This is a genomic window from Candidatus Rokuibacteriota bacterium (genome assembly GCA_016209385.1).
Lineage (GTDB): Bacteria > Methylomirabilota > Methylomirabilia > Rokubacteriales > CSP1-6 > JACQWB01.
The window spans coordinates 1-4,457 of sequence record JACQWB010000119.1; the positions used below are offsets into that span (position 1 = coordinate 1).

At 72.2% G+C, this 4,457-nt stretch carries 5 protein-coding genes; 3 read left to right on the forward strand and 2 right to left on the reverse strand.

Annotated elements, in window-relative coordinates; all coding sequences use genetic code 11:
* Positions 1–180 precede the first annotated feature (180 nt).
* Both HY726_07825 and HY726_07830 read right to left on the reverse strand, forming a co-directional pair.
* The gene (locus HY726_07825; GenBank protein ID MBI4608899.1) at positions 181–1,584 is read right to left on the reverse strand and encodes a hypothetical protein; all 1,404 of its coding nucleotides are present in this window, start codon (positions 1,582–1,584) and stop codon (positions 181–183) included.
* Positions 1,560–2,567: a Gfo/Idh/MocA family oxidoreductase gene (locus HY726_07830; GenBank protein MBI4608900.1), complete on the reverse strand. Its 1,008-nt coding sequence runs from the start codon at positions 2,565–2,567 to the stop codon at positions 1,560–1,562. The genes HY726_07825 and HY726_07830 overlap by 25 nt, the downstream gene beginning before the upstream one ends.
* A gap of 56 nt (positions 2,568–2,623) precedes the next feature.
* On the opposite strand from HY726_07830, the gene HY726_07835 reads away from it, so the two are divergent.
* The 3 genes from HY726_07835 to HY726_07845 form a co-directional block, all read left to right on the forward strand.
* The gene (locus HY726_07835) at positions 2,624–3,778 is read left to right on the forward strand and encodes a thiolase domain-containing protein (GenBank protein ID MBI4608901.1); all 1,155 of its coding nucleotides are present in this window, start codon (positions 2,624–2,626) and stop codon (positions 3,776–3,778) included.
* A 10-nt stretch (positions 3,779–3,788) separates the two neighbouring features.
* Positions 3,789–4,157, forward strand: coding sequence for a Zn-ribbon domain-containing OB-fold protein (locus HY726_07840; protein ID MBI4608902.1), 369 nt, complete (start codon positions 3,789–3,791; stop codon positions 4,155–4,157).
* A 114-nt stretch (positions 4,158–4,271) separates the two neighbouring features.
* Positions 4,272–4,457 (forward strand): response regulator (locus tag HY726_07845; GenBank protein MBI4608903.1); only part of this gene is annotated, 186 nt, incomplete at its 3' end.

The window sequence follows — 4,457 nt, forward strand, 5'->3', positions numbered from 1 at the left end:
AGCCCTAGCAGCGTGTCAGAGTAATGCCCTTCGAGCGCGGGCTTCGCCCGCGCAATCAACTCGGGTCTCGCCTCGTGGCTCTCCTCGCCTGCGGCTCGTCGGCAGCCTCTCGGCTCGAACTGCCATTCCTGGGGGAGGCCTCGGAGGGGGCCGTCGAGGCCCCCTCCGATGCTTCCGGGGTCAGCCGGGCAGGACTTGCTGAAGCGCGCGCCGAGCCTTCGCGAGCGGCACGCCAACCTCCGCATCCGACAGCCCCGCATCCATCGCCTCGCGGATCATGGCGAGGAGGCGTTCGCTCTCGGCCAAAGCCGCCGCCCGCTTGCCGTCCTTGAGAAGCCGCCCGAGCTGCTCCGCCCGGCCGTCCACGGCCGCTTCCACGGCGCGGACCAGAGCCTCGCGGGTCTGGCGCTGGCTCTCGCTGTCCGGGGAGGCCAGGGCGAGGGCGCGGAGGAGCAGTTCCAGACCGCTCTCGACCTCTCCGGCCTCCATCCGGTGGACGCCCAGCGTTCGGTAGCCCTCCCAGAGGGAGCGGCGGACCTCGGCGTCACGCTCGGGGGTCAGGGTCTCGTCGGGGATGGACGCGAGAAGCCCGTCGGCCCGGCGCAGCGAGTCAAGCGCCTCCACGTCACCGGTCCCCCGGAACGCCGCAATTGACGCGGCCGTGAGCTGCTCGATCTCGCGCGCGTAGGCCGTCGACAGGATCTCCTTCAGGGCCGCGCGCCGAGCATCGGGCAGCTCCGCATCGGCCAGCGCTTCCCAGACCAGCCGCCGCACGCGGAGGAACTCCTGCCGCTGGACCAGCATCTCGGCCGCATGGCCGTAGGCGACCCAGAGGACCTCCCGCCTGAGCGGGCCGAGGCGCGCCTCCTCGTCCGTCTCCCCCAGTGCGGCCAGATAGCCCAGGTAGGTCGGACGGTCGGCTTCGGGGGCGGCCAGGAACGCCTCCTGGAGGGCCGCCCGCGCAGCCTCGCCGTCGTCGAGGGCCTGCCTCGCGAGGCCGACGAGACTCCAGAGCGCCGACCGCTCGGCCGAGCGCGCCGGGCCTCCCTCGGTCTCTGCCGCGGCCTGGAGCGGAGGCTCGGCGAGCGCGACGACCCCGTCGAGTTGCCCGGCCTGGTAGAGCGTCAAGCACTCTTCGAGCGGGAGCGGAGCGGCTGCCCCGGCCGTCACGGATTCTGGCGTCGAGGGTTCGGGCGCCGCGTCGCCCGGCGCTCCCGGCTCGAGGTCGAGGCCCGCCCGCCGCGTTTCATCCAGCGGGGCTTCCGCGCGCTCCGTTAGGTCGCCGCGCCTCAGCCCCGCGTCACCCCGCTCGGGCGGCGCAGGCCCGACACCGGGAGCGGGCGGGAGCCCCGGCTCGTCCTCAGGAGACGAAGCCCTCCGGAGTGAGAGTTGGAGCTCGGTTCCCGGCTCGGGCCGCCGCGCGGTCGCCCTCCCGCTCCGGGCGGCCGTTCGGGTCCGGTAACGGATGCCGCCCTGACGGAGCCGGCGACGCGCCGGGGTGTGGAACGCCTGGGCGAGCCCGGCAACCAGCAGGACGCCCGCGATCAACGCGAGCGCCGTCAGGAGGAGACCTTCGGCTCCCATTCTACGTCTGCCGGTAGACCCGTCTGCATCGAGCGGTACGCGGCCACGACCACGGCCAGGTCGCGCCGGGCCTCCACCCCGTCCATCTCGGGGGCGCGAGACGAAGCCAGCGCCGCCACGAACTCGGCCAGCATCGCTCCGTGACCCCGCCAGTCCTGCCCGAGAAAGAAGCGGACCCGTCGACCACGGCGACTCCTGAGCCAGAGGAACCGCCCGCGGTTGTCCACGAACAGGGTGCCGTCGCTCCCCATCAGCGTCGACCACTGAAGCCGGGGGATCCCCGGAGCGGCGAGCGAGTTCGAGAGAAATCCCACTGTCCCCCCGGCGAACTCGACGACGAGGCTCGCCGTGTCCTCGCCTCCCATCCCTGCCAGCACGTTCGGCGGGGCGAGGGCGAAGACTCGCGTGGCGCGGCCGCCCCACTGCAGCAGCAGGTCGACGTAGTGGACGCCGCCATCGATCAGGGTCCCGCCCCCCATGGCGTCGCGAGAGCTGCGCCAGCCGTGGCAGCCCCGGTCCCCCCACGCAGTGACGTGAATCTGTCGCAGAGTCCCGAAGGCGCGGTCGGCAACGAGGGCGCGCACGGCGCGATAGGCAGGCATGAAGCGGAAGTTCTCGGCCACCATGAGCGTCACGCCGGCCGCGCGCGCCGCCCGGATCATCGCGTCCGCCTCGGCGAGCGTGCGCGCGATCGGCTTTTCCACCAGGACGTGCTTCCCGTGCGCCACGGCCAGGAGCGTGCAGGGGAGGTGCTGGTCGTGAGGCGTGCAGACGATGACGGCATCGACGGCCGGGTCGGCGACGGCCGCCGCGTAGCTCCCGTACGCGCCCACGCCGTGGAACTCGGCGCGGTAGGCCTCGGCACGGGCAGGATCGCGGCTCGCGAAGGAGACGGCGACCTCCCCCCGGAGCCTCCGGGCCGCAGCGGCATGCCGGCGCGCGATCCACCCGCAGCCGAGTACCGCCAGGCCCAAGGGCTTCACGGACGCATCATAGCATGCCCCTTTGAGTTCAACCGGTTGTCCGGTATGATGAGGGCGTGCGACGCGTGGGCGTGATCGGGGTCGGTGTGACTCCGTTCGGCAAACACGAGCGGAGCTCGGCCGAGCTGTTTGCCGAGGCGGCCGCCGAGGCGCTCGACGACGCCGGGCTCGCGCCCACCGCGATCCAGGCCATCTACTTCGGCAACGTGGTCGGCGGACCCGCGGAGCGGCAGCTCCACATGGGGCCCCAGGCCGCCTCGATCCTCGGGCTCCCGTGGGTGCCGACGACCCGCTTCGAGACCGCCTGCGCGACGAGCCACGCCGCGTTCAGGCACGCGGTGATGGAGGTCGCATCCGGGACCTCCGACGTGGTGCTCGTCGGCGGCGCCGAACGGGTACTGGACATTCCCACCGAAACGGCCACCGAGCTCTTCGCGTACGCCTCCGACGCCGCCTTCGAGCAGCCGGCCGGGCTCACGGTCCCCGGCGTCTTCGCCCTCATCGCCCGCGCCCACATGGCCAAGTACGGGACGACGGAAGAGCAGATGGCCCACGTGGCCGTGAAGAACCACCGTCACGGCGCGCTCAACCCGAAGGCCCAGTTCAGGAAGGAGATCACGCTCGAGCAGGTGCTCGCGAGCCCCAGGATCGCCGACCCGTTGAAGCTCTACGACTGCTGCCCGTTCACCGACGGCGGCGCCGCCGTGCTGCTCGCCTCCGAGGAGGCGGCGCGCCGGAGCCGCCGGCCGGTCTGGGTGCTCGCCTCCGCCGCTGCCTCCGACGCGATGTGTCTGCACGACAAGAAGGACCTGACCCGGGCGCTCGCCACCGAGCGGGCGGCGCAGACGGCCTACCGCCAGGCCGGGCTCGGCCCCAAGGACGTGGACGTGGTCGAGCTCCACGACTGCTTCACGATCGCCGAGATCGTGGCAACGGAGGGGCTCGGCCTCTTCGAGCCGGGCACCGGCGGCACGGCGGCGGAGAAGGGATGGACGAGCCTGGGCGGCAAGCTCCCCGTGAATCCCTCGGGCGGTCTCAAGGCGAAGGGACATCCCATCGGCGCGACCGGGGCTGCCCAGATCGCCGAGATCGTGACCCAGCTCCGCGGCGAAGCGGGCCCCCGTCAGGTCGAGGGCGCCCGCATCGGCCTCGCCCACACCCTCGGAGGCAACACCGCGACCGTCCTTGTGAGCCTGTTCGGCCTTGAGTAGTCCGCCCAGGGTGATCACGCTCCAGACCTTTTTCCAGGAGGCCCGAGCCGGACGCCTGACGGGCATCCGCTGCCGGCAGTGCTCGGAGCTGGCGATCCCTCCCAAGGAGTTCTGTCCGAGCTGCCACCAGCGGGCCTGGGAGGCGGTGCCGCTCGCCGGCCACGGCACGATCGCGAGCTTCACGGTGATCCGCGTGGCGCCCCGCGGCCGGACGGCCGAGGCCCCGTACGCGGTCGCCGTGGTCAAGCTGGCCGAGGGCGTCTCGCTGCTCGGGCGCGTCATCGACATCCCGTTCGACTCGCTCAGGATCGGGCTCCCGGTGAGGTTCCGGCCGTTGCTCACGGCAGACCGGACGGTAGTCGGCTTCGGCCCCGCCTGACCCCTCGCTCAAGCGGCTTCCCCTCTCCCGGGCAGCGCATTTTTCGGCATTGACACCCGGGGGCGAGTTCGTGAGAATCCGTCTTGCCTCCACTGCCACCAAGGCAAACGACGTATGCCGCTAGACCAGCTCGAAGCCGCGCGCGGAGTTCGGCCGGTCATCCTGGTCGTGGACGACGACCCGGGCCTCCGGGAGTCCTTCCGGGCGATCCTGGAGGACGAGTACGAGGTCCTCGACGTGCCCGACGGCCTCCAGGCCCTCGACATCGTCCGCTCCTGCCAGGTGGACCTCGTGCTCCTG

Coding starts and splice junctions, on each gene's coding strand:
- HY726_07825 (MBI4608899.1), bottom strand. CDS start 1,584: ATGGGAGCCGAAGGTCTCCTCCTGACGGCGCTCGCGTTGATCGCGGGC.